22 protein-coding genes are annotated in these 22,498 nt (G+C 70.6%); 16 read left to right on the top strand and 6 right to left on the bottom strand.

The genetic code is table 11. From position 1 onward, the window contains the following. Nucleotides 1–93 precede the first annotated feature (93 nt). Nucleotides 94–957: a helix-turn-helix domain-containing protein gene (locus QFZ67_RS11380; protein WP_307660965.1), complete on the top strand. Its 864-nt coding sequence runs from the start codon at nucleotides 94–96 to the stop codon at nucleotides 955–957. A gap of 129 nt (nucleotides 958–1,086) precedes the next feature. Here the strand turns inward: QFZ67_RS11380 and QFZ67_RS11375 are convergent, their stop codons facing one another. Both QFZ67_RS11375 and QFZ67_RS11370 read right to left on the bottom strand, forming a co-directional pair. After that, nucleotides 1,087–3,561, bottom strand: coding sequence for an alpha/beta fold hydrolase (locus QFZ67_RS11375; RefSeq protein WP_307660964.1), 2,475 nt, complete (start codon nucleotides 3,559–3,561; stop codon nucleotides 1,087–1,089). Between the two features lie 47 nt (nucleotides 3,562–3,608). Then, the gene (locus QFZ67_RS11370) at nucleotides 3,609–4,010 is read right to left on the bottom strand and encodes a nuclear transport factor 2 family protein (protein ID WP_307660963.1); all 402 of its coding nucleotides are present in this window, start codon (nucleotides 4,008–4,010) and stop codon (nucleotides 3,609–3,611) included. Nucleotides 4,011–4,160: 150 nt separating this feature from the next. Between QFZ67_RS11370 and QFZ67_RS11365 the strand changes: the two genes are divergently transcribed. The 6 genes from QFZ67_RS11365 (at nucleotide 4,161) to QFZ67_RS11340 (ending at nucleotide 11,375) form a co-directional block, all read left to right on the top strand. After that, the gene (locus QFZ67_RS11365; RefSeq protein WP_307660962.1) at nucleotides 4,161–5,627 is read left to right on the top strand and encodes an MFS transporter; all 1,467 of its coding nucleotides are present in this window, start codon (nucleotides 4,161–4,163) and stop codon (nucleotides 5,625–5,627) included. Nucleotides 5,628–5,712: 85 nt separating this feature from the next. Further along, a complete protein-coding gene (locus QFZ67_RS11360; RefSeq protein ID WP_307660961.1) occupies nucleotides 5,713–7,365 on the top strand; it encodes an FAD-dependent monooxygenase in 1,653 nt (550 codons plus the stop codon). Further along, nucleotides 7,362–8,381: a ketoacyl-ACP synthase III family protein gene (locus tag QFZ67_RS11355; protein WP_307660960.1), complete on the top strand. Its 1,020-nt coding sequence runs from the start codon at nucleotides 7,362–7,364 to the stop codon at nucleotides 8,379–8,381. Before QFZ67_RS11360 ends, QFZ67_RS11355 begins: the two co-directional genes overlap by 4 nt. Before the next feature lie 98 nt (nucleotides 8,382–8,479). Next, a complete protein-coding gene (locus tag QFZ67_RS11350) occupies nucleotides 8,480–9,565 on the top strand; it encodes a ScbA/BarX family gamma-butyrolactone biosynthesis protein (protein ID WP_307660959.1) in 1,086 nt (361 codons plus the stop codon). Beyond that, nucleotides 9,562–10,293, top strand: coding sequence for an HAD family phosphatase (locus QFZ67_RS11345; protein ID WP_307660958.1), 732 nt, complete (start codon nucleotides 9,562–9,564; stop codon nucleotides 10,291–10,293). Before QFZ67_RS11350 ends, QFZ67_RS11345 begins: the two co-directional genes overlap by 4 nt. Further along, entirely contained in the window at nucleotides 10,290–11,375 is a 1,086-nt protein-coding gene (locus tag QFZ67_RS11340) for a 3-oxoacyl-ACP synthase III family protein (RefSeq protein ID WP_307660957.1), read from the top strand. The genes QFZ67_RS11345 and QFZ67_RS11340 overlap by 4 nt, the downstream gene beginning before the upstream one ends. A 192-nt stretch (nucleotides 11,376–11,567) precedes the next feature. Here QFZ67_RS11340 and QFZ67_RS11335 read toward each other — a convergent pair whose 3' ends face one another. Continuing rightward, nucleotides 11,568–12,497 carry a LysR substrate-binding domain-containing protein gene (locus tag QFZ67_RS11335; protein WP_307660956.1) on the bottom strand — a complete coding sequence of 310 codons (930 nt, stop codon included), beginning with the start codon at nucleotides 12,495–12,497 and terminating at the stop codon, nucleotides 11,568–11,570. A 182-nt stretch (nucleotides 12,498–12,679) separates the two neighbouring features. On the opposite strand from QFZ67_RS11335, the gene QFZ67_RS11330 reads away from it, so the two are divergent. The 3 genes from QFZ67_RS11330 to QFZ67_RS11320 are packed head-to-tail and all read left to right on the top strand — an operon-like array spanning nucleotide 12,680 to nucleotide 15,362. Continuing rightward, entirely contained in the window at nucleotides 12,680–13,630 is a 951-nt protein-coding gene (locus tag QFZ67_RS11330) for a zinc-binding dehydrogenase (RefSeq protein WP_307660955.1), read from the top strand. Nucleotides 13,631–13,632: 2 nt separating this feature from the next. Beyond that, nucleotides 13,633–14,280, top strand: coding sequence for an NAD(P)H-binding protein (locus QFZ67_RS11325; RefSeq protein WP_307660954.1), 648 nt, complete (start codon nucleotides 13,633–13,635; stop codon nucleotides 14,278–14,280). Continuing rightward, nucleotides 14,277–15,362 (top strand): hypothetical protein, encoded by a 1,086-nt coding sequence (locus tag QFZ67_RS11320; RefSeq protein ID WP_307660953.1) that lies wholly within the window; start codon nucleotides 14,277–14,279, stop codon nucleotides 15,360–15,362. Before QFZ67_RS11325 ends, QFZ67_RS11320 begins: the two co-directional genes overlap by 4 nt. 13 nt (nucleotides 15,363–15,375) lie before the next feature. Here QFZ67_RS11320 and QFZ67_RS11315 read toward each other — a convergent pair whose 3' ends face one another. Then, entirely contained in the window at nucleotides 15,376–15,996 is a 621-nt protein-coding gene (locus QFZ67_RS11315) for a TetR family transcriptional regulator (protein WP_307660952.1), read from the bottom strand. 111 nt (nucleotides 15,997–16,107) lie between these two features. Between QFZ67_RS11315 and QFZ67_RS11310 the strand changes: the two genes are divergently transcribed. From QFZ67_RS11310 to QFZ67_RS11300, 3 genes are all read left to right on the top strand, one after another. Further along, nucleotides 16,108–16,260, top strand: a complete 153-nt coding sequence (locus QFZ67_RS11310) for a hypothetical protein (RefSeq protein ID WP_307660951.1) — start codon at nucleotides 16,108–16,110, stop codon at nucleotides 16,258–16,260. Between the two features lie 14 nt (nucleotides 16,261–16,274). Beyond that, entirely contained in the window at nucleotides 16,275–16,586 is a 312-nt protein-coding gene (locus QFZ67_RS11305) for a DUF4190 domain-containing protein (protein WP_307660950.1), read from the top strand. Nucleotides 16,587–16,676: 90 nt separating this feature from the next. After that, entirely contained in the window at nucleotides 16,677–17,840 is a 1,164-nt protein-coding gene (locus QFZ67_RS11300; protein WP_307660949.1) for a cysteine desulfurase family protein, read from the top strand. Between the two features lie 13 nt (nucleotides 17,841–17,853). Here QFZ67_RS11300 and QFZ67_RS11295 read toward each other — a convergent pair whose 3' ends face one another. Continuing rightward, on the bottom strand, nucleotides 17,854–18,543 hold the full coding sequence (locus QFZ67_RS11295; RefSeq protein ID WP_307660948.1) for an N-acetylmuramoyl-L-alanine amidase: 690 nt from the start codon (nucleotides 18,541–18,543) through the stop codon (nucleotides 17,854–17,856). Between the two features lie 61 nt (nucleotides 18,544–18,604). Here QFZ67_RS11295 and mnmA point away from each other — a divergent pair, with 61 nt between their 5' ends. Continuing rightward, the gene (gene mnmA / locus QFZ67_RS11290; RefSeq protein WP_307660947.1) at nucleotides 18,605–19,732 is read left to right on the top strand and encodes a tRNA 2-thiouridine(34) synthase MnmA; all 1,128 of its coding nucleotides are present in this window, start codon (nucleotides 18,605–18,607) and stop codon (nucleotides 19,730–19,732) included. 622 nt (nucleotides 19,733–20,354) lie between these two features. Here mnmA and QFZ67_RS11285 read toward each other — a convergent pair. Beyond that, a complete protein-coding gene (locus tag QFZ67_RS11285) occupies nucleotides 20,355–20,684 on the bottom strand; it encodes a DUF427 domain-containing protein (RefSeq protein ID WP_307665807.1) in 330 nt (109 codons plus the stop codon). 109 nt (nucleotides 20,685–20,793) lie between these two features. On the opposite strand from QFZ67_RS11285, the gene QFZ67_RS11280 reads away from it, so the two are divergent. After that, nucleotides 20,794–21,483, top strand: coding sequence for an SDR family oxidoreductase (locus QFZ67_RS11280; protein ID WP_307660946.1), 690 nt, complete (start codon nucleotides 20,794–20,796; stop codon nucleotides 21,481–21,483). After that, the gene (locus QFZ67_RS11275) at nucleotides 21,480–22,475 is read left to right on the top strand and encodes a methionine synthase (protein WP_307660945.1); all 996 of its coding nucleotides are present in this window, start codon (nucleotides 21,480–21,482) and stop codon (nucleotides 22,473–22,475) included. Before QFZ67_RS11280 ends, QFZ67_RS11275 begins: the two co-directional genes overlap by 4 nt. Nucleotides 22,476–22,498: the final 23 nt, after the last annotated feature.

Raw genomic sequence — 22,498 nt, 5'->3', positions numbered from 1 at the left:
GACCTACGTCACTCTGGCTTCTTTCCGATGTCTGCCCGCCCGCGGGGCATGACACAAGTCGCCCCTGTATCACCATGCGGAAGGAGATCAACCTTGCAGAGGTCCACGGGGGATCGAAGAACCGAGTTGGGGAGATTCCTCCAGTCAGTGCGCAGCCGGCTGCGCCCGGAAGACCTCGGCCTTACCGGTGACGGTAAGCGCCGCCGGGTGGCCGGACTGAGGCGTGAGGAAGTCGCCCTTCTCGCCGGAGTGAGCGTCAACTACTACACACGGCTGGAGCAGGGACAGAACCGGAACGCTTCACCGGAGGTGCTGGACGCACTCGCCACCGCACTGAGACTGAGGCCGGACGAACGGGCCCATCTGCACGACCTCGTCCGGCCGACCCATGCCGCCAAGGCGCCGCGGACGACCGAGCAGGTGCGCCCGGGCCTGGAGCGAATGATCGGCTCCTTCGAGAGCGGGCCCGCCGTGCTACTCGGGAGACAGACCAAGGTGCTCGCCTGGAATCACCTGGCCCGCATCCTCTTCACCGGATACATCGATCTCACCGGCCAGGACGGCGACTTCGAGCCGCCCAACCTGGCCCGGTTACTCTTCTGCGCCCCCGGCGCGCGGCAGCTCTACACCGACTGGGAGTACGAGGCCCAGGACCTGGTCGGCTATCTGCGACTGATGCACGGCCGCTACTCCGGCGATCACGAACTGACCGATCTGATCGCCGAACTCTCATCGAAAAGCCCGGAGTTCGCCGCGATGTGGTCTGAGCACCGGGTCTGGGACAAGTCCCACGGAACCCGCCGGCTCAACCACCCCGACGTCGGTGCGCTTACGCTCATTTATGAGACGTTCAGGCTTCCCGAGGCTCCTGATCAGGCCATCGTGCTGTACCAGGCCGAGCCCGGATCGCCTTCCGAAGCCACACTTCGCAGGCTTCTGGAGAAGCGGGAGTCCTGAGCGCGCCGGTCTTCCCCGGACGCCGGATATTCGCCGTCCTTTATTCGCTGTCCTTCTTCAAACGCCGACACGGCGGATACCCGGCCACCGACAGGAGGGCCATCAGGTATCCGCCGTGAGTTCTCGGCACTACGCGGCGAGGAACTTCTCCAGCGCAGTGGCCAGCGCGATGGGGGTCTCCACCATCGGGTAATGGCCCGAGTTGCCCATGACCAGCAGCTCGGCGTTCGGGTAGTGCTTCATCCAGGTCTCGTTCATGGCGTCGGGGTTGACCGCCGGATCGTTCTCGCCGACGACCGCCAGCGCGGGCACCTCGGCCCCGGCGATACGGGCCGAGAAGTCCGTGGAGCGGAACGAGTCGAGGTAGCCGCGGAAGGCCACCGGGCCGACCTCCTTCATCGACTGCTGTGCCCAGGCGTCCACCCAGGTTGCGGAGAGCCGGTTGCCGGTGGTCATGTCGATGATGATCCGCCGGTTCTCCACCTGGTGGGCGGCGTCGGCGAAGAGCGGGAAGTCCGAGTCGGGTATGGGCATTCCGGTTGCCGGCACCGGGCTCAGGCCGATCAGCTTGCGCACCCGCTGAGGCGCCTTGAGGAGCACCTGCTGGATCGGCATGCCGCCCAGCGAGTGGCCGATGAGCGAGAACTCCTGCCAGCCGAGGCTGTCCGCCAGCGCGAGTGCGTCCGACGCGATCTCGTCCGTGCTGTACGTGCCCGTCACATCGAGCGCCTTGCCGAAGCCCCGGGCGTCCATGAACGCGTACGTGAACCGGGTCCCGTCCAGATAGGGCCACCAGGCGCGGAACGATTCGAGCCCGCCGAAGATCGAGTGCAGCACGATGACCCGGTGCGGGCCATTGCCGACGACATGGCTGTTGGGGACGTAGCGGCCGTTGCCGGACATGGTTTCCTCCGTGGAGTCGGTCGGACGGGCGGTGGCTTCCTGAATGTCGGGAGCCAAGTCGGGGGATGGATCGGGATCCGTGAAGATCCGGTTCAACTCGTCGTACAGAGCGTCGAGTTCGTCGTGATGGCCGTGCATGACGATGTGCCCGTCGGGGCGCACCAGGTGGAATCCCGCACGCCGGCAGTGCAGTTCCCGGTGCGCGCGGCGCAGCAGTTCGGTGCCGCGCCGCCCGCCGCCCGAACGGCCCGCCCCGGCGTCGATCACCCGGACCTGGCGTTGCCACGGCCGGGCGAGGTGGCGTACCGCCTCGGCGAGCCGGCCGTCACCGCCCTTGGCGGCCGGGACGACCACGACGGCGAACCGCGTGGGGTCGGCTTCGGGTCCCGCGGCGCCCAGGCCGAGGGCGAGGTCCCTCGGGAGCGCGGCGCCCTGCTTGGCGTGCCGGCGCAGCGAGGACCTCATGTCGCACCAGTCCGCGGGTACCGGCCGTCGGGGGCTCTCCGCGGTGGCCGGGACCGTGGGGTAGACCCAGCGGCGGCCGGCCGCGATGGGCACGTAGAACCGCTCGAGGGTCCGGGTGCGGTCCAGTGCGCGCATGGCGGTGTCGCGCAGCGCCACCTGCGTGCTCTTGTTCCACATGGCCGCGCGGGTCTGCAGATCGGTGTCCCGGACGACGGCGTCGGCCACAGCGGCCCGCTCGGGGGTGTAGGTCTCCAGCAGGCCGGTCCGCGCGTCACCACGGATGACGGAGGCCAGTTTCCAGGCCAGGTTCTGGGCGTCCTGGATACCGGTGTTGAGGCCCTGGCCGCCCATCGGACTGTGTGCGTGCGCCGCGTCTCCCGCGATGAACACCCGGCCCATCTGGAAGGAGGCGGCGCGGCGCCGGTGCACCCGGAAGGTGGTGACCCAGTCCGGCTCGATGAGCCGCAGGCCGCCTGGGCCGCGCACGTCCACCAGGCTCTGCATGTCCGCGAGCGTGCCGTTCTCCAGGTCCGCGGGGGCATTGGTGAAGAAGCGGTACAGGCCGTAGGGCTGGGGGACGATCGCCAGTACGCCGATCCGCGACTGGTAGTAGTGGATCTCGTCGGGGTCCAGCGGATTGTTCGCGATCCGGGCGTCGGTGATGAGGAAGCGGTTCTCGTACGTCGCGCCCTCGTACGGGATGCCGAGCTGGTTGCGTACGACGCTCGTCGCCCCGTCCGCGCCGATCACCCAGGGCACGGTGAAGCGCTCGACGGAGCCGTCGGCATGTTCCAGTGTGGCGGTCACCCGGTGGCCGGGTGTGATCCGGCCGCTGAAGTCGAGGCCCTGGAGCCCGAGCAGCCGCACCTCGCGCTCGATCGCGCCACCCAGGCCCTTGAGGCCGGAGATGAGGATCTCCTCGGTGTGCCGCTGCGGAAGGCAGTACGGGGCCATGTCGTCGGGCATCCGCATCCGGGTGACCGGGCGCCGCTCCGAGTAGTACGTCATCTGCCGTAGTTTCACGGCGACTTCGCCCACCGATCCTCCAAGACCCAGGTCCTGCAGGACATCCAGGGTGCGCGGCCATACGAGCATCGCCTTGGAATGCACACTCGCCTGCGCAGCGGCGTCTACAAGACGCACCCTGATGCCGCGCCGCAGGAGTTCGCACGCCGCGGTCAGACCGGTCGGCCCGGCTCCGACGATGAGCACATCGCAGTCATTCTCGGTGTTCATGGAGTGCCTCCTACGCGGTCGGCTACTGGGGCGGGGGAAGGACGGCTTCAGGTGAGGAAGGCCAGCGAAATGGCGTAGCTGTCCTCGTGCATGCGGTAGCGGTCGATCAGCCCGTCGGTCACGCGGAGTTCAAGTGCGAAGTCCGACGCGAAGCTCTTTCCGGTCGCATTCACCTTGTACTGGAAGTGGCCGAGCACGATGGCGAGCTCGCCTTCCACCACGATCCGGTGCACCTGGAATTTCTCCGGCTCCATGTTCTCGCCGGCCTGCCGGAAGAATTCACGTACTTCGTCGTGGCTCGACCGACTGCCCATCCAGGGAATGAGGTCGGTGTCGCCGGGAGTGAACCAGTCGATCGGCTCGGAAAGCAGTTCTGTCGCACGTTCGAGATCACCGCTGCCGAGCAGCCGGAAGTATTCCTCGACGACGCTTCGTGTGGAGTTTGGCATGCGCCGAAGGTATTCAGGTTTCGGCCAGATGAGACAGACCCTGCCAGTGGTAGGAACCTGGGCCATATGAGGACGCGGGTACTGGCTAGGCCTCCGTCGCGACTCGGATGCTCGTTGCCGAATCAGCCGACAGGAATCGAAAGGCCTCCCATGTCAACTGTCAATAGTGCGGACGGGACAAGGTCAGCTCCGGCCGCCGAGCCGGCCGCGCCGCCGAACCGCATGACGCGGCGCCAGACGCTGACCCTTGTGCTACTGCTCGGCGCTCAATTCACGCTCGCGGTGGACTTCTCGATCATGAACGTCGCGGTTCCGGTCATCGGCCGGGAACTCGACGTCGCCCAGGAAAACCTGCAGTGGATCGCCACGTCCTTCGCTCTTGGCGCGGCCGGCTTCAGCCTCCTCTTCGGCCGTATCGCGGACATGATCGGGGCACGCCGGGTGTTCCTGGCGGGCCTGGCGCTGCTCACGGTCGCCTCACTGCTCGGCGGTCTCGTCGACTCCTCGGGGCCGCTGCTGGCCGCCCGCGTCGCCCAGGGTCTCGCCACCGCGATGGTGACCCCCGCGGGCCTGGCTCTGCTCACCACCTCGTTCCCCGAAGGACCACTGCGGGAGCGTGCGCTGGGACTCAACGGAGCCATGCTCTCCGCGGGCTTCACCTGTGGCGCGATCGTCGGCGGTCTGCTCACCGACACGCTGAGCTGGCGCTGGGGCTTCTTCATCAATGTGCCGATCGGCCTGCTGCTGATCGTCGTCACCCCCATGCTCCTCCAGGGCAGCAGCGGCCGGCGCGGCAGCAAGCTGGACATCCCCGGCGCGATCACGGTGAGCGCCGGTCTGATCGCCCTCGTCTACGGCATCTCCGCGGCCGGCCAGTACGGGTGGGCGGACTCCACCACACTGCTCGCCTTCGGGATCGGTGTGGTGCTGCTCGCGGCCTTCGGGTTCATCGAGCTGCGCGCCGCCGAACCGCTCGCGCCGCTACGCGTGTTGAAGCTGCGCAGCGTGACGTGGGGGAACATCGGCGGCTTTGTGACGTTCATCGGCTTCACCGCCATGATCTTCCTGCTCACGCTGTACCTCCAGGAAGTGCTGGGCTACTCGGCGATGACGACCGGTCTCACCTTCGGTGTGCTGGGTGTCGGCGCCTTCCTCGGTGGCGTCACGGCGCCCCGCTGGATCGGGGCCCTCGGCAGCAGCCAGGCGCTTCTGGTGGCCGGCCTGATCGTCCAGGGTGTCACCGTCGGTGTGCTGTTCTTCGCCGGCGCCGAGCGCGGCTGGCTGGTCCCGGTGCTGGTCCTCGCCTTCCTCAGCAGTTATGGCCATGTGGCCGCCATCGTGGGCTTCATGGTCACGGCGACGTCCGGGCTGCCGAACGAGCAGCAGGGCCTGGCCACCGGTATCACCACACTCACCCAGCAGGTCAGCATCACCATCGGAATTCCGATCATGAGCGCCATCGCCACGGCCCGGATCCGCTCTCAGGCGGGCGCACCGATCAGGGACGCGACGCTCAGCGGGATCAATGTGGCGATCCTTGCCAACGGTCTGCTGATCATCGCCGTCGCTCTCCTCGTCGGCTTCTTCCTCAGGAAGCGCAGGGCAGCCCTGAGCTGACCGGCCACGAGCTGAAGGGCCGGCCCTCCCCGGCCCTTCAGCCGCCGAGGTCCGGCCATCGAAGTCCCACCCATGGCCCCCGGTCATGGACACCAGCCCCGCCATGGACTCCAGCCCCGCCATGAACATCAGCCATGGACTCCAGCCCCGCCATGAACACCAGCGCCGCCATGAACACCGCTGTCACCCAGGGGGAATGATGCATCGAGAGACGAACCACGGGTCGGTCACGCACACCGGGACCGACGTCCTGATCATCGGCGCCGGGCCGACCGGCCTCATGATCGGCTGCGAACTGCGGCGCCGGGGCGTCGACTGTGTCGTCGTCGACCGGGAGAGCCGGATCGACCGGCGCACCCGCGCGGTGATGGTGCACGCGGGGGCCCTCGAACAATTCGAAGCGCTGGGCCTGCGAGCGGAGTTGGAGGCGCGGGGCGTCCCCCAGCAGCGGATCTCCTTCCATACGTATCGCGGCGCCACACACACCGTCGGCTTCGCCGGACTGGACACCGCCTACCCGTACTACCTCAATGTGCCCCAGCCCGAGGCCGAGGCGGTACTGGCCGCCGCGTACCGGGACATGGGCGGCCGGCTGATCCGCGGTCTGCGCTACGCGCGGCACACGCAGGACGACGGCGGTGTCCAGGCCGAGCTGACCGGTGAGGCGGGCCCCCACCTCGTCACCGCGCGCTATCTGGTGGGCGCCGACGGCGCCGGCTCCACCGTGCGCGAGCGGCTCGGCGTCGAATTCCCCGGCGTCACCTACCCCATGAGCTACCTCCTTGCCGAGGGCACGCCCGCCGTGCCGGTCGACCGCGACGAGTCCGCCATGTATATCGGCCCGGCGGGGGCGGTCTCCCTCCTCCCGCTCCCCGACGGCCTGGTCCGCATAGCGGGCCCCGTCTCCGCCGCACAGCTCGATCGCGATACGACCGTCACAGTGGCTGAGTTCCAGTCGACGGTGGACCGCCTCGGATTCGGCAGCACGCTACGGCTGGCCGCGGCGCGCCGCGTCGCCCACTACCAGGTGCACGAGCGCCTCGCCGACCGCTTCCGTACGGGCCGGGCAGTACTCGCCGGGGACGCCGCCCATCTCAACTCCCCCGCCGGCGGCCAGGCCATGAACACCGGCTTCGGCGACGCAGCCGCGCTGGCCTGGCGGCTCGGCCACCTCCTCGACGGCGCGGACCCCGGTCCGGCCGGCCCCGGTCCGCTCGACGACTACGCACGCGAGCGGCGGGCCGTCGCCGCGGATGTCGCCCGCACGACCGGAGTGCTCGGGCTCCTCGACGCCATGCGCGACGCGGTGACCCCGGCCGCGCACCAGGCCGTGGAGGACGCGCTTTCGGGACTCGCCGAGGCCTGGAGCCAGTTGTACGTCAGCTACCCGGCCGCCGACTCCGACGGCGTCGGTCCCCAGGAGCGGCCGCACCGCGACACCTACCGGCTGCGGCCGGGCGCCCGGGTACCCGGCCACACCCCGGATCCCCACCACTTCACCCTGCTGCTGCCGCCCGGCGGCGAATCCTCGGCCGCCGCCTGGGCAACCGGCATCCCGGCGGGCACGCTCAGCGCCGGACAGACGCCCCGCCAGGCCGCGCTGTTGCCGGTCCCCGCCGCCGTACTCGTACGGCCCGACGGTCATGTCGCGGCCGTGATCACCCAGCCGCCCGGCGAACACGCGGAGCACACGGAGCAGGCGCACCACCACGACGTCACCAAGGGAGTCGCCGTATGACCACGCCCGTTCTCACGATCACCGGCACCGGCAGCTACCTCCCCGAGACCCGGCTGGATGTCGCCGACGCCGCCGAGCGGTACGCGGGGGAGGCCGACCGTATCCTCTCCACGGGTTACCGGACCGTCTGCGCCGAGGACACCCTCTACCCGGCGGACATGGCGCTCATCGCGGCCCAGCGCGCACTGTCCGCGGCGGGTACCAAACCCGAGGACCTCCAGCTGCTGCTCGTGACCGCCATCCACCGGCACGGCCACAAGCGGCTCTGGTCACCTGCCTCCTGGCTGCAGTCCCAACTCGGCTGTCCCCAGGCGCTGCCCCTCACCGTCAACCAGGGGTGCAACGCCCAGATGCTGGCACTCGACGTGGCGAGCCGGTTTCTGGCGGGAAGCAGCGGCGGGAGCGCGCTGGTCGTCGCGGCCGACCAGTTCGCCTCCTCGGGCTTCGACCGGTTCACCGCCGACTACGGCATCGTCTACGGCGACGCGGCCGCGGCAGCGGTCCTGACATCGGGGCCGTCCGGACCGTCCGGACCGGGATGGCGGGTCCTGAGCACTCGTACGGTCTCCGATCCCGGCCTCGAAGGCCTCCACCGCGCCGACGCGCCCCTGCCCGAACACCCCGAACTCCTCGACGCGGAGCATGACGTGCGCAGCGCCAAGCGGCGGTTCCTGAGCGAGCACGGCGCGGACCGGCTGCAGCGCGCCACCCGGGCGGCCGTCAACGAGATCGGCCGCGCCCTGCTGCCGGACGGCGACGACCCCCGGCTCCGCCGGGTCGTCTACCCCAACCTGGGGCTGCGCCTTCTCGAGGAGAACTACTTTCCCGAGTTCCCGGGCGGCGAGGCGAAGTCGCTGTGGGACTTCGGGCGGACCGTCGGACACCTGGGCAGCGGCGACCAGATCGCCGGTCTCGACCACCTCGCCGACGAGGAGTTCGCCGCCGGCGACCGGGTCCTGCTGCTCGGCGCCGGGGCCGGCTTCACCTGGACAGGAATGCTCCTTGAACACGACTGAACTTCCGGACACGAGCGATCGAACATGACCGAATTCTCATTTCACCGCAGGCGGTCCATGCACAGGGCCGACCCATCTCACAAAGGCAGGCTCTGACCATGACGACCACGACTCTCTCGCTGGACGACCTCACCCCAGAGGACGCCGAGCTGACCTTCACCCGGACTGTCGACCGCGCACTGGTGCACAGGGACTCGCTGGGCGAGGTGTTCCTCACCGACCTGAGGCCGCTCAGCGACACGTGCTACGCGGCGGCCGCTCAACTCCCGCGCTCCCACGCCTATTACGGTGACCACCTGCTGCGCCCCAGCGCCTACGACCCGGTGCTGCTCCTGGAGGCTTGCAGGCAGTCATGCCTGGCCGGCGCCCATGAGTTCTACGAGGTCCCGGCCGACCACAAGTTCATCCTCACCCATCTGCGCATCCAGCTGACGCGCCTGGAACGCATAGCCGTGGGGACTGCCCCCTGCGCACTGTCGATGCGGGTGATGGTCGTCGCCCACCGCCGGCGAGAGGGCCGTACCACCGGACTGGACTACGAGATCGGCCTGTTCGTCGGGCGGACCGAGATCGGCACGGCCGCCGTCGGCCTGCGGTTCAAGTCACCTGCGGACTACATGGAGTTGCGGCTGAAGGGCCGCGGCGGAATGCCGCTGCCGTCGTCGGGTACGCACGAGGACACCAGCCCGGCCAAGGCCGTGGACCCGTACCTCGTCGGCCGGACCAACCCTCGTAATGTGGTGCTCGCCGACGCCGCGGCCAAGGACGACACTGCTCGGGCGGTGCTGCGGATGCCGGGTGACCACCCGAGCATGTTCGACCACCCGCAGGACCACCTGCCCGGCATGGTGATCGCGGAGGCCGCCCGGCAGATCGCGCTGCTGACCGCGCTGGAGGCCCGCGGCATGTCACCCTCCAAGACCCTCCCCACCGCCCTGTCCGTGGTCTTCAGTCAGTTCGGTGAGCTGGAGAAGACGACCGTGATCACCTCCCAAGTGGGCGAGGAGCGGCAGGCCCCGGCCACCGACGAGCACGAGTACTACACACAGGGCGGCACGTTGGAGCTGGACCCCGCCGCGTCCGCGTCCGCCGGCCAGCTGCCGGTGCGGGTCGTGGCCGACCAGGACGGCGAGACACTGTGCGTCTTCTCCCTCACCCTCAGTCGGGTCGGGTTCCGGTCATGAGGTACCTGAATCCGCCTGTACGGGAGACCTCGGCCGCGTTCTTCGACGTGGACGAGACGCTGATCAACGTCAAGAGCATGTTCAGCTTCCTGGAGTTCTATCTGCGCAAGCGGGGCGAGCCCGAGGCCACGTACGGGCGTCTGTCCGCCGAACTGCGCCACTCGGCCGGGCTGGGGGTGCCCCGCAAGGACATCAACCGTCACTATTACCGTTTCTACGCGGGTCACAGCGCACAGCAGCTGGCCCGGGCCGGCCGCGAGTGGTTCACCGCCGAGCAGGAGAAGGGGAGTCTGTTCATCCCCGAAACGCGGACACGGCTCCAACACCATCTTCAGCAGGGCGAGTTCGTCGTCCTGCTGTCCGGTTCCTTCTTCGCCTGCCTGGAGCCGGTCACCGAACATCTTGGCGCCCACTGGGCCATCGGCACCCGGCCGGTGATCCGCCGGGGCAGGCTCACCGGCGAGGTGCTGACCCCCATGATCGGATCGGCCAAGGGGCGCGCCGCGCGGGCCACCGCGGCGGTCCGGGGGTTCGACCTCGCCCAGTGCAGTGCCTACGGGGACCACTCGAGCGATCTCGACCTCCTCGCCTCGGTGGGCCGGCCGGTCGTCGTGGGGGACGACCCCGTCCTCGCGGACCACGCGGCCCGTGCGGGCTGGCAGCGGATCTTCCCCGGCCGCACCCCCGCCCCGGCCATGGCCCCGCCAGAAGTCACCGCGGTCCGATGACCCCGACACCAGGAGGCGATATGTACGGCCCGATCGGGATCGTAAGCACAGGGTCCTACCTCCCCGCCACAGTCGTGGGGAATGAGGAGATCGCCCGGGGCGCCGGGGTGAGCGACGAATGGATCGTCCGCAAGACCGGAATCCGTCAGCGCCGGCGGGCCGCCCCGGGGGAAGCCACCTCGGACCTGGCGGCCGAGGCGGCCCGGCGGGCGCTGGAGCAGGCCGGGCTGCGGCCGGCGGACCTGTCGTACATCGTGGTCGCCACCTCGACGCCGGACCAGCCGCAGCCCGCGACGGCCGGGATCGTCCAGAACCTGCTCGGCGCGCGGAACGCGGCGGGCTTCGACATCAACTCGGTGTGCAGCGGCTTCATTTATGCGCTCACCGTCACCGAACGGCTGCTCCAGGGCGACAACCGGGGGTCATACGGCCTGGTCGTGGGGGCCGACATCTACTCCCGCATCCTCGACTACTCCGACCGCAAAACCGCCGCCCTCTTCGGCGACGGCGCAGGCGCCGCGGTCATCGGCCCGGTCGACCAGGGGCAGGGAGTCATCAGGACCAGCCTGCTCACCCGGGGCGACCAGCACCACCTCATCGGCGTGACGGCGGGCGGCAGCCGGCTCCCCGCCTCCCCGGCGACTCTCGCCGAGGGCGACCACTACTTCCGGATGGAAGGGCGCGAGGTGCGTGGCTTTGTGCAGGAGCAACTGCCGACGGCCGTACGGGATCTGCTCGCCACCGAAGGGGTCACCGGCGACGCCGTCGACCACTTCGTCCCGCATCAGGCCAACGGGGTGATGCTCGCGGAGGTCTGGCCCGACCTGGGGCTCGGATCAGCCGCGCTGCATCTGACGCTGGAGCGGTACGGCAACACCGGCGCCGCCTCTGTCCCCGTCACCCTCGACGAGGCGCACCGGCAGGGCCGGCTGGCCGTCGGCGACCGCGTCCTGCTGGCCGCCTTCGGTGGCGGCATGTCCGTGGGGGCGTCCCTGGTCGACTGGGCACCCACCCGGCACGCACGGCACGGGACGGTGCAGTCCCTGGCGAACCTCGTCCCGGCCCCCAGGAGCTCTGTTTGAGGGGCCGCCCGGTCCAACGCCCCTTGGCGCGGGACCGGGTGGCCCCACTCAGAAGGGAGAAGCCACTGTGTACGAGAGAGCACCCCGCGTGCCGGACGAGGAGGAGAGGGCGGCCGTCATCGCCACACTCCTGGGAGCGACGCGGCACTGGATGGCCGCAGCGGATCCGGTTCACGACGCCGGGGATCCGGTTCAGGACGCCCGGGCCGCCGAGGTGAGCCAGCCCGCCGATTCGGCGACAGCGGCCGCCACTTCCTCGAAGCGTGCGGTCACGGGGGGCAACTCGCCCTCCGGAAAGACGATTTGAGTCACCAGTTCGTCCACAGGGCCGGCCACCGGCGCCCAGCGCAGCCAGTCGGCCAGGCCGTCCGCCATTCCCTCGCCCACCAGACCCACCATGTGCCCGTCGCGCAGCACCCGCTGCGTGGGGTCGAACGCAACCGACCGCTCGATCAGCCGGGGCGTCGCACCGGCCCGGCGGAACATCTCGACCACCTGGTCGTAGTGCGCCGGATTCGCCTCCCGCGCATGCACCACCACCGGGAACTCCGCGACGGCCGCGAGCTTCACACTCGCGGGCGCGTCGGCCGTCAGCGGATGCCCGGCCGCGACGAGCACCCCTTGCCGCTCCCGGCGTACCGGGCGCAGCCGTACCCCCGCGACCGGCTCGGGCGTACGCGCGACGCCCGCGTCCACCTGTCCGTCAAGCACCGCACGCGCGATGTCGGGCGTACGCACCGGCTCGGCGCTCACCTGTACGTCGGGGTGGCGGGCGCGCATGGCCTCGACGAGCTGCGGGACCGTGCCGTAGCCAGTGCTCGTGCTGTAGGCGAGCCGCAGCCGGCCCAGCTCACCGCGGCCCGCTCGCCGCGCGGCGTCCCAGACCTCGTCGAGCGCGGCGAGGGCGGCGGCTCCGCGCTCCTGGACCGCCCGTCCGGCGTCGGTCAGCCGCACCCTGCGCGTCGTGCGCTCCAGCAGCCGCACGCCGAGCTGGGCCTCCAGCTGACGGATCTGGGCGCTCAGGGCGGGCTGCGCGATGTGCAGCCGCTCGGCCGCCCGCGTGAAGTTGGATTCCTCGGCGACGGCCAGGAAGTAGCGGAGCAATCTCGCTTCAGGTGTCATCGCCACCAGCATAGGCATGCGGAAAACGCCGGAATCGGGACCCGCATCCGAATCGGTATCGGTATCGGCAATCGGGAACCGCATCGGCATCGGATCGGCATCGGGATTCAGAAGCGTCGCCTATGAGTCGAGAGCACACCGGTCTTTCCCTCCGGCACTCCCGCGCTCCTAGCGTGAACGTCATGAATCCCACCCTTGGCCCCGCCGACCCCGCGACCATGCGCGCCTACGTCGGCACGCCCGAAGGCCCGGACCTCCGACACGTACCGGCGCCCAGCCCCGAGCCCGGGGAGGCGCTGGTGCGGGTCGGGGCCTTCTCCGTCAACCGCGGGGAACTGGGCCTGTTCGCCCGGCGTGAGGAGGGGTGGCGCCCAGGCCAGGACCTCGCGGGCACCGTGGTCCGCGCCGCGGCCGACGGCAGCGGTCCGGTAGCCGGGACGCGCGTGGCGGCGATGGTCGACTTCGGCGGCTGGGCCGAGTACGTGGCGGTTCCCACCGACCGGATCGCGCCCCTGCCTGACACGGTGAAGGTGCCGCAGGCGGCGACCCTGGGCGTGGCCGGGCTGACAGCTCTGCGCGCGCTGCGCCGCGGCGGGGCGCTGCTGGGGCAGCGGGTGCTGATCACCGGAGCGAGCGGCGGCGTGGGATCGTTCGCGGTCCAGCTCGCGGCGGCCGCGGGTGCCGAGGTGACGGCACTGACCGGCAGTCACAGGTCGCTGGACGTTGCGGCGCTCGGGGCCCGCACGGTCATCGATGAACTCGGAAACTTGGAAGGGGAGTTCGACTTCATCTTCGAGTCCGTCGGCGGCGAGGTGCTGACGACCGCGCTCAAACTGCTCGCCCCGCTGGGGCACATCGTGCTGCTGGGCACGTCGTCACGGCTGCCGGCCGCTCTGACGATCTCCTCCTTCGTCCCGCATGTCCGTCAGACGCTCCACCCGTTCTGGGTGTTCGGCTCCGGAGAGCCGGTTGGCGGGGATCTCTCCGTACTGCTGCGGCTGATGGCCGCCGGGCAGATGGATCCGGTCGTGGGCTGGACGGGCTCATGGGAGCGCCTCCCCGAAGCGATGGAGGCCCTCCGGGAGCGCCGCGTGGCCGGCAAAGCCGCGCTCACCGTCGACGAAGGTGCGTGACCGTGGCCCGGATCGTGGTCGCGGCATCGGGTTATCGCGGGTCCACCGGTCTGCTGGTCGCCGGCGCGGCCCGGGAACGGGGCCATGACGTCGTCGAACTCACCGATCTCGGGGACGATTCCGCCGTCGGCCGGGCACTCGCCGGCGCGGACGCGATCGTCCTCATCCCCCGGCGCGGCAACGCCTGGCACCATACGCACCAGGCCGTACGCAGCCTGATCGCCGCGGCCGCGCCCGTCGGCGCATCGCCGCATCTGGTGCTCCTCAGCTCCTTCGCCGTCGGCCACGGGCCGGCCCACCCCCTCAACCGGATCGACGACGCGCTGCTGCCGGGCCGGGTCGCCGCGGAGGAGGAACTGCGCGCCGGTGGCCTGCCCTACACGATCGTGCGGCCCACCTGGTTCACCGACGATCCCCCCGGTTCACACGCGCTGACCTTCACCCAGCACCCCAGGCCCGACGGCATGGTGGCCCGTGCCGACATCGCCGCCACGCTCGTGGCCGCGGTCGAGATCCCTGCGGCCCGCTCCACCACCTTCGCCCTCTACAACGAGCCGGGGGAGCCCGCCGCCGACTGGGCCGCGGCTTTCGCCCGCCTCCGTCCTGACACAGACGACCAGCCGGGCCCCGACCCCGAGGACCTCTCATGACATCGCTCCCCGAAGCCCAGCACGCCTGGGAGTCGACGTTCCGTACGGATCCCGAGGGCCGGCCCCTGGCACCTCTGTTCCACCGGCTGCTGATGCTCGACGTCGTGGGTACGCCGACGCCGGACGACGCCGCCCGGCTGGAGGGTGCGCTGCGGACTCTCGAGGAGGAGTTCCCGTACGGCCCGGACGGGCTGCTCACCGCTCTGGCCTGGGGGCCCGGCTGGTTCGAGCGGCACACTTCGCTGCGCCGCTCCCCGGTCGGGCGGCCTCTTCCCATGGCCCGTTGGGAGAATCCCGTCCTCGAAGAGATCGATGCCTGCCTTCATCTCGCGAGCGACGACGAGGAGTTGCTGGACGGCGTCAGCGGCCGGCTCTTCGGAGCGGGCCCTCTCGACCAGCGCACCCGGTTGCGGCTGCGCGAGGTACGGACCGGATTCGTGGGCCGTGGTCTGCCGGCCCGGCGGCTGCCCGGCGCGGGCCTGCCTCAGGGCGCGCCGCTGATGCTCGGCTTCCACTCGGGCCTGCGCGGCAACCAGGCCGACGAGGACAGCATCACCATCACCGAAGGGCCGCTCGCCGGTGGGACGACGATGCACGTGAGCTATCTGACGCTCGACATCGACAGCTGGTACGAGCAGGACGCGGACACCCGCAGCGCCCATATGTTCTCCCCCGGCATCAGCGCCGAAGCCGCCGAGAAACTGGTGGACGACGCACGGAGCGACGCGGACGAACTGCCCGCCACGGCAGCGTCCCACGGGCTCGTCGGCCACGCCCAGGCCACCGGACGGGCCCGCCTGAACGGCCGCCCCCGCATCAACCGCAGGGACTTCGCCACCCTCGACCACGGCGCACCCGGCACACACTTCGTGTCCCTGCAGCGCACGATGGAGGACTTCCACGCGACCCGCGCGGTGATGAACGCGGCGGACGCACCGTCCCACCACCCTGCGGTCGGAGTCCGGCGCCGCAACGGCATCAACGGCTTCATCGAGGTCCGCAGCCGCGCGACCTTCGCCATTCCGCCGCGCGGCACGAGGGCATTCCCCTATCTCACGGCACCGGCCCCCGCCACGCTCTGAAGGAGACGCGCCGTCAGTCCAGCCAGTGCCGACGGCCGAGGCTGATCAGCCGCAACTGACGGCGCGCCACCGAACTGACCTGCTCCTCGCCCTCCGGACCGGCCTCCAGGAACGTTGAGGCCGTCATGACCATGTGGTCCACATACACGCCCGCGAGCATCTTCAGATCCGCCTCGCTCCACCCCGCCGCCTCCGGCTCCCGGCCGAACGCCGCCGCCACCTCGTCGGCGAACCGTCGCAGTTGTGCGCCTATGGCCTCCCGCACGGGCTGTACACCGCCGTGCCGCTCGCGGGCGATGAAGCGGACATGCGCGGGGGACGTACGGACCAGTTCCGCGATCAGCGCGACCGTCCGGTCGATGCGTACGTCGTCACCGCTCTCGGCGAGCGCCTCGCCGATCGTGGCGTGCAGGCTGCCGAGCGTCTCCTCGACCAGCGCTACGCCGAGATCCGCCGTGTCCCGGAAGTGCCGGTAGAACGCGGTCGGCGCCACACCCACCGCCCGGGTCACCTCACGCAGGCCGAGGCTGCTCAGACTCTGCTCCTCGAGCAGTTGCAGCGCGGCGTCCAGGAGGGCCTGACGGGTCTTCTGCTTCTGGGCTTGGCGGATCCCCACGGTGTGACTGTGACTCATACCATTCAGTAAACAACCGTTCTCCCAAGAAGGGAAGAGTAGGCTCGCCAGTCAGTGAACAGACGTACCCACAAGTGTTCACCCAAGACTCCGAAATCTGAAAGGAAGACGATGATCGGCCTCGTCGCAGCGCTCCTTCTGCTGGGGATCATGCTGGGCGCCGTGGTCCAACTCCCCTTCTCCGTATCCCTCGTGGCCTGCACCGTCATCGGCTTGTGGCTGCTCGTCTTCGCCGTGCGCGAGCGCCGCGCCCGCCGACACTGACCCGGAGAATCGCCATGCAACTCACTGCCATCGCACGAAACGCTCGCCCCAATAGCGGCACCGGGGACCCCGGCGCCCGGCCCGGCGCCCGGCGGGACGCCGACGGCATGGCCGTCGCCGCCTTCGTACTCGGTCTCGTCGGCCTGCTCGTGATGAACATCGTGCTCGGCCCGATCGCCGTCGTTCTCGCCGGCATCTCCCTCTGGCGCGGCACCGCGCGCCGCGGCCGCGCCCTCCTCGGACTCGCCCTCGGCATCGCCGACCTGGCCGTCCTCGCCGTGCTCGTCACCGCGAACGGAGCCGTCGTCTGGGGCTTCGGCAGCTGACGCCCGCGGCTGGGGGAGCGGCCCCCGCACGGCCGTACACCCCTGCGCCGCGTCCGCGCCCCCGGCAGGCCTCGTAGAATCGTGGCCACCATGGCTTACCTCGACCACGCTGCGACCACTCCCATGCTGCCGGAGGCCGTCGAGGCGATGAGCGCGCAGCTCACCGTCACCGGCAACGCCTCCGCGCTGCACGCCGCCGGGCGCCGCGCCCGTCGCGCCGTCGAGGAGGCCCGCGAGACCCTCGCCGAGGCGCTCGGCGCGCGGCCCAGCGAGGTGGTCTTCACCTCCGGCGGCACCGAGGCCGACAACCTCGCCGTGAAGGGCCTGTACTGGCAGCGGCGCGACGCCGACCCGGCCAGGACCCGGGTGCTGGCCAGCCCCGTCGAGCACCACGCCGTCCTGGACGCCGTCGACTGGCTCGGCGAGCACGAGGGCGCGAACGTCGAGTATCTGCCGGTGGACGCGTACGGACGGGTGCACCCAGAGGCCCTGCGCGAAGCCATCGAGCGCAACCCCGACGATGTCGCGCTCGCCACCGTGATGTGGGCCAACAACGAGATCGGCACCGTCATGCCGGTCAAGGAACTGTCCGCCGTGGCAGGGGAGTTCGACGTCCCGCTGCACGCCGACGCGGTCCAGGCCTTCGGACAGCTCGACGTCGACTTCGCCGCGTCGGGCCTCGCCGCCATGACCGTCTCCGGACACAAGATCGGCGGACCGTACGGCATCGGCGCGCTGCTGCTCGGCCGGGAGTACACCCCCGTCCCCGTCCTGCACGGCGGCGGCCAGGAACGCCATGTCCGCTCCGGCACCCTCGACGCCCCCGCGATCGCCGCCCTCGCCGTGGCCGGCCGCATCGCCGCCGAGCGCCGCGAGGACTTCGCCCGCGACATAGGCGCACTGCGCGACGAACTCGTCCAGGCCGTGCTCAGGGCAGTCCCGGACGCGATCCTCGGCGGCGACCCGGAGGACCGTCTCCCCGCCAACGCGCACTTCACCTTCCCCGGCTGCGAAGGCGACTCCCTGCTCCTCCTCCTCGACGCCCAGGGCATCGAATGCTCCACGGGCTCCGCCTGCACGGCCGGCGTCGCCCAGCCCAGCCATGTGCTGCTCGCCACCGGTACCGACCCGGACCTGGCCCGCGGCACTCTGCGCTTCAGCCTCGGCCACACCTCCACCAAGGCTGATGTCGAGGCGGTCGCCGAGGCCATCGGCCCCGCGGTGGAACGGGCCCGTACCGCAGGGCTCAGCTAGCCCGCCCCGCCGCCTAGGACCCCGCCGCCTCGCGTGCCGTCGGCAGCGCCTTGCGTACGAGCGCGAGATAGCGGTTCCAGTCCCAGTGCGGCCCGGGATCGGTGTGGTCCGTCCCCGGCACCTCCACATGCCCGATGATGTGCTCACGGTCGGCAGGTATGTCGTACCGCACACATATCCCCGCCGTCAGCTGCGCCGAAGCCCGGTACATCGCGTCCGTGAAACCGGCCGGCCGGTCCACGAAACCCTCGTGCTCTATGCCGATGCTGCGTTCGTTGTACGAGCGGTTCCCCGCGTGGAACGCCACGTCCAGCTCGCGGATCATCTGCGCCACATGCCCGTCCTTGCGCACGACATAGTGCGTCGCCGCGCCGTGCCCCGGGTCCTTGAAGACCCTCAGGGCCGTCGGAAAGCTCCCCTGGACGACATGGATGACCACGCGGTCGATGCGGTAGTCGTCGGGCCGGTCCGCCAGCCGCCAGTTCGCCCGCGACGCCGCCGTCCACTCCGCGCCCAGATGGTCGAGCTCACCCTCCTTGCGCGGCTTCGCCATCCCAGGCAGCTTCCACCAGGCACGCCGCAGCTCGTCCTGCGCCAGCGCGCCGACGCCGAGCACCACGGCCCCTCCGCCGATCAGCACGGCCCGCCGACTGACGCCCCGCCCCTTGCGGCGCTTGCCGCCGCGCTTCGATTCGCTCCCCATGCGATGCCCAACGCATACTCGCGAGCTTTCGGTTCCCGGAGCCCCTTACCCTGGTAGAGCTATGACTCCTCAGACTCCCCAGCGCCCCCTCCGAGTACTCGCCGCGATGTCCGGCGGAGTGGACTCCGCCGTCGCCGCCGCGCGCGCCGCCGAGGCCGGGCACGATGTCACCGGTGTGCACCTGGCCCTGTCCGCGAACCCGCAGTCGTTCCGTACGGGCGCGCGCGGCTGTTGCACCATCGAGGACTCGCGCGACGCCCGCCGCGCCGCGGACGTCATCGGCATCCCCTTCTACGTCTGGGATCTCGCCGAGCGCTTCCGCGAGGACGTGGTCGAGGACTTCATCGCGGAGTACGAGGCCGGCCGCACCCCCAATCCCTGCCTGCGCTGCAACGAGAAGATCAAGTTCGCGGCGCTGCTGGACAAGGCGCTGGCCCTCGGCTTCGACGCCGTGTGCACCGGCCACTACGCCACGGTCGTCATGGGCCAGGACGGCAGCCGCGAGCTGCACCGTGCCAGCGACATGGCCAAGGACCAGTCGTACGTCCTCGGAGTGCTCGACGAGCGCCAGCTCGCGCACGCGATGTTCCCGCTCGGCGACACCCTCACCACCAAGGGTGAGATCCGGGCGGAGGCCGAGCGCAGGGGACTCGCGGTCGCCAAGAAGCCCGACAGCCACGACATCTGCTTCATCGCCGACGGCGACACCCAGGGCTTCCTCGCCTCGCGCCTGGGCACGGCGGAGGGCGACATCGTCGACGAGTCGGGGTCGAAGCTGGGCACGCACGACGGGGCCTTCGGCTTCACCATCGGCCAGCGCAAGGGCCTGCGCATCGGCCACCCTGCCCCCGACGGCAAGCCGCGCTATGTCCTGGACATCTCACCGGTGAACAACACGGTGACGGTCGGCCCGGTCGAGGCACTGGACGTCACGGCCCTGACCGCGATCAAGCCCCGCTGGTGCGGGACGGCTCCGGCGGGCCCCGGAACGTACACCGCGCAGCTGCGCGCCCATGGCGGCGAGACGCCGGTGACCGCCGAGCTGGTCGGCGACGAGCTCCAGGTCTCCTTCGCCGAGCCGGTGCGGGGAGTGGCACCCGGCCAGGCGATCGTGCTGTACGACGGCACGCGTGTGGTCGGCTCGGCGACGATCGCGACGACCGAGCGCGCGGCCGCGTCCGTCGCCTGAACCTGAGCCCGGAGGGCCGGCCTGCGAAGATGGTCTGCCGCATTCCCTCGATGGCCTCGGGCGGCGCCCCGACCTCCGTCAGGAAGAGCGCGAGCGCATCCCCACGCCGCCCCTGCGCCACCAGATCGCGCAGCCGGCCGACATGTGCGGCAGGCTCCTGTCTGGCCGTCGGGCTCGTCTCGAACGGCGGCTCGTAGACCGAGAGTTGAGTGATCGGCAGCCCGGCGGCCGCCGCCCTCAGAACCAGCTCGGCGCCCGAGGACATACCGTGCACAGAGGCGCTGCCGCCCGCCTGGGCGATGACGGCAGCGAGATCCTCGATCTCGCGCTCCACGGCGTACGGCGCGGTGTCACCGCTCGCACCCCGGCCGCGCCGGTCGTAGGTGAACACGCTGAAGTGCGGAGCGAGTACTGCGGCCAGCGGCGCGTCGGTCGCCGCCGTGCACAGCGCACCGCCGACCAGAACGACCGGCGGGCCCTCGCCCCGCCGTTCGAACGCGATGAGCGTGCCGTCAGCCGACTCCGTCTTGCTCAGCGTCCTGCTCATGTTGTCCATATGAGCACTGACCGGCGTACGGCGCAGAACTCGTCGCCCGGCCGCAGAATTCTTCCGAGCCGCTGGTCAGTCCTGGACGACCTCGGTGTCGTAGAAGCACAAGTAACCCTTGATCCGGGCCACTTCGTCCTTGGGCTCCGGGTACGCCCACACCAGATCAGGTGCGTCCGGCAGCGACCAGTAGTCGGCGTCACCCTTGAACGGGCAGTGGGTGTGGGTGTCCGAGCGGGTGAGCAGATCGGTGCGTACGTCCTCCGGGGGGAGGTAGTAGCGGACCGGCAGGCCCGTCTCGTGCAGCAGCAAGGGCCGCCGGCTCTCGGCGAGGAGCTGCCCGTCGCGCACTACCCGTACATGGTCCGTGCCCTGCTCGATGGTGATCGTGTGTCCTTTGGCCATACCTGTCACAGCACCGTCCGGGCCGCACTTCTTCCCCCGTACCGCGACCTCATGGAAATCGGCCGCTCCGCAGCGGGCGGCAGCGTGCGGTAGTGCGAGCATGTCCCGTATGGCTACACATCTGATCACCGGAGCAGGCTCCGGCATCGGCGCGGCCGTCGCGCGCCGGCTCCACGAACGCGGCGACGAGCTCATCCTGCTGGCCCGCGACGCCGGCCGCGCCAAGGAGCTCGCCGCCGAGTACGAGGGCGCCCGCACGCTCGTCGCCGACCTGGCCGACCCGGACCGCATCTCCAGATCGCTCGGCATGCAGCAGATGCCGGACCGACTGGACTCCCTGCTGCACATCGCGGGCGTCGTCGACCTCGGCCCGATCGTCGAGCTCAGGCCCAAGACCTGGCACCAGCAGCTCAACGCCAACCTGGTCTCGCCCGCCGAGCTGACCCGGCTGTTCCTGCCCCAACTCCGCGCCGCTCAGGGGCATGTGCTGTTCGTCAACTCGGGCGCGGGCCTCCACGCCCATGCTCAGTGGGGTGCTTACGCCGCCTCCAAGCACGGGCTGAAGGCGCTCGCCGACTCGCTGCGCGAGGAGGAGCACGGCAACGGCGTACGCGTGACATCGGTCTACCCGGGCCGCACGGCCGGCCCCATGCAGGTCAAGGTGCACTCCCAGGAGGGCAAGGAGTACGACGCGTCCCGCTGGATCGCCCCGGAGTCGGTCGCGACGACGATCATGACTGCGCTGGATCTGCCGCGCGACGCGGAGATCAACGACCTGACGGTGCGGCCGGGGCGATGAACGCATTCCCATGGGGTCCCGCCACCGGTGTCGGGTCCATGCCCGGCGGTGACGCGCACGAGGCTGCGAAGACCGTCGCCGGGTCCTTCGAGGACTTCCCGTATCTGCCCGAGCTGCCCGCCCGCGGGCCGGGCGCCGACATGATCGGGCGGACCATCGGGCTGCTCGTCGAGATGTACGCGCATGTGGAGCCCAGCGGCTGGCGGATCAGCGACCGGCCGGGGCGCGAAACCCGCCGCGCCCGCTCCTGGCTCGGCGAGGACCTCGACGCGCTGGAGGAGTTCACCCAGGGCTACGAGGGCCCACTGAAGGTGCAGGCTGTGGGGCCGTGGACGCTCGCCGCCGCGCTGGAACTGCGGGGCGGCGAGGCCGCGCTGGGCGATCCCGGCGCCGTCCGGGACCTCGCGGGCTCGCTCGCGGAAGGGCTGCGGGCGCATCTGGCGGAGGTACGCCGCCGGGTGCCCGGCGCCCGCGTGGTGCTGCAACTCGACGAGCCGTCGCTCACCGCCGTACTGCGTGGACAGATCAGGACCGCCAGCGGGTATCGCACCCACAGGGCGGTGGACCGCCAGGTCGTCGAGAGCACGCTGCGGGATGTGATCGGGGCGAGCGAGGAGCCCGTCACCGTCCACTCCTGCGCGCCGGACGTGCCGTTCGCGCTGCTGCGCCGGGCCGGGGTCACGGGTGTCTCGTTCGATTTCGGTCTGCTCACCGAGCGTGACGAGGAACAGATCGGCGAGGCGGTCGAGGGCGGCACGCAGCTGTTCGCCGGCGTCGTGCCGTCCACTGACGTTCCATTGTCAGACCCTGCCGGTAGCGTCATGGGTGTCAGGACGCTGTGGCGCAGGCTGGGGCTGAATCCGGGGACTCTCACCGAGTCCGTGGTGATCACCCCGTCGTGCGGGCTCGCGGGTGCGTCACCCGCGTACGCACGCGCGGCGCTCGCCCACTGCGTCCGGGCCGCGAGATCGCTCGCGGACAACCCTGAGTAGTGGGCTGAAGTAACGGGAGGACG

The sequence above is a fragment of the Streptomyces sp. V1I1 genome (genome assembly GCF_030817355.1).
Taxonomy (GTDB): domain Bacteria; phylum Actinomycetota; class Actinomycetes; order Streptomycetales; family Streptomycetaceae; genus Streptomyces.
The sequence above is the reverse complement of the archived record's forward strand: the minus strand, read 5'-3'. Positions and strand labels throughout refer to the sequence as shown.

What these genes read in the sequence shown, in the direction of transcription:
- QFZ67_RS11375 (WP_307660964.1), bottom strand. Translation starts at nt 3,561, where the DNA reads ATGAACACCGAGAATGACTGCGATGTGCTCATCGTCGGAGCCGGGCCG.
- QFZ67_RS11370 (WP_307660963.1), bottom strand. Translation starts at nt 4,010, where the DNA reads ATGCCAAACTCCACACGAAGCGTCGTCGAGGAATACTTCCGGCTGCTC.
- QFZ67_RS11365 (WP_307660962.1), top strand. Translation starts at nt 4,161, where the DNA reads ATGTCAACTGTCAATAGTGCGGACGGGACAAGGTCAGCTCCGGCCGCC.
- QFZ67_RS11360 (WP_307660961.1), top strand. Translation starts at nt 5,713, where the DNA reads ATGGACACCAGCCCCGCCATGGACTCCAGCCCCGCCATGAACATCAGC.
- QFZ67_RS11355 (WP_307660960.1), top strand. Translation starts at nt 7,362, where the DNA reads ATGACCACGCCCGTTCTCACGATCACCGGCACCGGCAGCTACCTCCCC.
- QFZ67_RS11350 (WP_307660959.1), top strand. Translation starts at nt 8,480, where the DNA reads ATGACGACCACGACTCTCTCGCTGGACGACCTCACCCCAGAGGACGCC.
- QFZ67_RS11345 (WP_307660958.1), top strand. Translation starts at nt 9,562, where the DNA reads ATGAGGTACCTGAATCCGCCTGTACGGGAGACCTCGGCCGCGTTCTTC.
- QFZ67_RS11340 (WP_307660957.1), top strand. Translation starts at nt 10,290, where the DNA reads ATGACCCCGACACCAGGAGGCGATATGTACGGCCCGATCGGGATCGTA.
- QFZ67_RS11335 (WP_307660956.1), bottom strand. Translation starts at nt 12,497, where the DNA reads ATGACACCTGAAGCGAGATTGCTCCGCTACTTCCTGGCCGTCGCCGAG.
- QFZ67_RS11330 (WP_307660955.1), top strand. Translation starts at nt 12,680, where the DNA reads ATGAATCCCACCCTTGGCCCCGCCGACCCCGCGACCATGCGCGCCTAC.
- QFZ67_RS11320 (WP_307660953.1), top strand. Translation starts at nt 14,277, where the DNA reads ATGACATCGCTCCCCGAAGCCCAGCACGCCTGGGAGTCGACGTTCCGT.
- QFZ67_RS11315 (WP_307660952.1), bottom strand. Translation starts at nt 15,996, where the DNA reads ATGAGTCACAGTCACACCGTGGGGATCCGCCAAGCCCAGAAGCAGAAG.
- QFZ67_RS11310 (WP_307660951.1), top strand. Translation starts at nt 16,108, where the DNA reads ATGATCGGCCTCGTCGCAGCGCTCCTTCTGCTGGGGATCATGCTGGGC.
- QFZ67_RS11305 (WP_307660950.1), top strand. Translation starts at nt 16,275, where the DNA reads ATGCAACTCACTGCCATCGCACGAAACGCTCGCCCCAATAGCGGCACC.
- QFZ67_RS11300 (WP_307660949.1), top strand. Translation starts at nt 16,677, where the DNA reads ATGGCTTACCTCGACCACGCTGCGACCACTCCCATGCTGCCGGAGGCC.
- QFZ67_RS11295 (WP_307660948.1), bottom strand. Translation starts at nt 18,543, where the DNA reads ATGGGGAGCGAATCGAAGCGCGGCGGCAAGCGCCGCAAGGGGCGGGGC.
- mnmA (WP_307660947.1), top strand. Translation starts at nt 18,605, where the DNA reads ATGACTCCTCAGACTCCCCAGCGCCCCCTCCGAGTACTCGCCGCGATG.
- QFZ67_RS11285 (WP_307665807.1), bottom strand. Translation starts at nt 20,684, where the DNA reads ATGGCCAAAGGACACACGATCACCATCGAGCAGGGCACGGACCATGTA.
- QFZ67_RS11280 (WP_307660946.1), top strand. Translation starts at nt 20,794, where the DNA reads ATGGCTACACATCTGATCACCGGAGCAGGCTCCGGCATCGGCGCGGCC.
- QFZ67_RS11275 (WP_307660945.1), top strand. Translation starts at nt 21,480, where the DNA reads ATGAACGCATTCCCATGGGGTCCCGCCACCGGTGTCGGGTCCATGCCC.